1 rRNA gene is annotated in these 1465 nt (G+C 54.6%); it reads right to left on the bottom strand.

Annotated elements, in window-relative coordinates:
• Positions 1-34: 34 nt before the first annotated feature.
• Positions 35-1465 (bottom strand): 23S ribosomal RNA (locus ACUN9V_RS19870); the annotation flags it as partial.

Raw genomic sequence — 1465 nt, 5'->3', positions numbered from 1 at the left:
CTTCAGCAAAGTCTTGCAAACCCCTTGGGGTTATATGGTCAAGCCTCACGGGGTATTAGTACACGTTAGCTCAACGCCTTGCAGCGCTTCCACACCGTGCCTATCAACCAGCTAGTCTTGCTGGACCCTTTAGGAGACTCTAGGTCTCGGGGAGATCTCATCTTGAAGGAGGCTTCCCGCTTAGATGCTTTCAGCGGTTATCCCTTCCGCACATAGCTACCCGGCGATGCCACTGGCGTGACAACCGGAACACCAGAGGTGCGTCCACTCCGGTCCTCTCGTACTAGGAGCAGCACTTCTCAAATCTCCAACGCCCACGGCAGATAGGGACCGAACTGTCTCACGACGTTCTAAACCCAGCTCGCGTACCACTTTAAATGGCGAACAGCCATACCCTTGGGACCGACTTCAGCCCCAGGATGTGATGAGCCGACATCGAGGTGCCAAACACCGCCGTCGATGTGAACTCTTGGGCGGTATCAGCCTGTTATCCCCGGAGTACCTTTTATCCGTTGAGCGATGGCCCTTCCATACAGAACCACCGGATCACTAGAACCTACTTTCGTACCTGCTCGACGTGTCTGTCTCGCAGTTAAGCACCCTTATGCTCTTGCACTCAATGCACGATTTCCAACCGTGCTGAGGGTACCTTCGTGCTCCTCCGTTACTCTTTCGGAGGAGACCGCCCCAGTCAAACTACCCACCACACACTGTCCTCACACCGGATCACGGTGCCAAGTTAGAACGCCAATGATGCCAGGCTGGTATTTCAAGGTTGGCTCCACCGGAACTAGCGTCCCGGTTTCCAAGCCTCCCAGCTATCCTACACAAGCAACATCAGCGTCCAGTGTGAAGCTATAGTAAAGGTTCACGGGGTCTTTCCGTCTAGCCGCGGGTACACAGCATCTTCACTGCGATTTCAATTTCACTGAGTCTCGGGTGGAGACAGCGTGGCCATCATTACGCCATTCGTGCAGGTCGGAACTTACCCGACAAGGAATTTCGCTACCTTAGGACCGTTATAGTTACGGCCGCCGTTTACCGGGGCTTCGATCAAGAGCTTCGCCTTACGGCTAACACCATCAATTAACCTTCCGGCACCGGGCAGGCGTCACACCCTATACGTCCGCTTACGCGTTAGCAGAGTGCTGTGTTTTTAATAAACAGTTGCAGCCACCTGGTATCTTCGACCGGTTCAAGCTCGGGACGCGAAGTCCTTCACCCTAAGCCGGCGCACCTTCTCCCGAAGTTACGGTGCCATTTTGCCTAGTTCCTTCACCCGAGTTCTCTCAAGCGCCTTGGGATTCTCACCCTGACCACCTGTGTCGGTTTGGGGTACGGTCGCATGTGATCTGAAGCTTAGAGGCTTTTCCTGGAAGCGTGGCATCGATGACTTCCGGACCGTAGTCCGTTCGTCTCGTCTCTCGGCCTTGAGATCCCGGATTTGCCTAAGATCTCAGCCTAC

Source organism: Salinicola sp. V024 (genome assembly GCF_052645315.1).
Note: the sequence above shows the minus strand (reverse complement) of the source record. Positions and strands in the feature narration are given on the sequence as shown.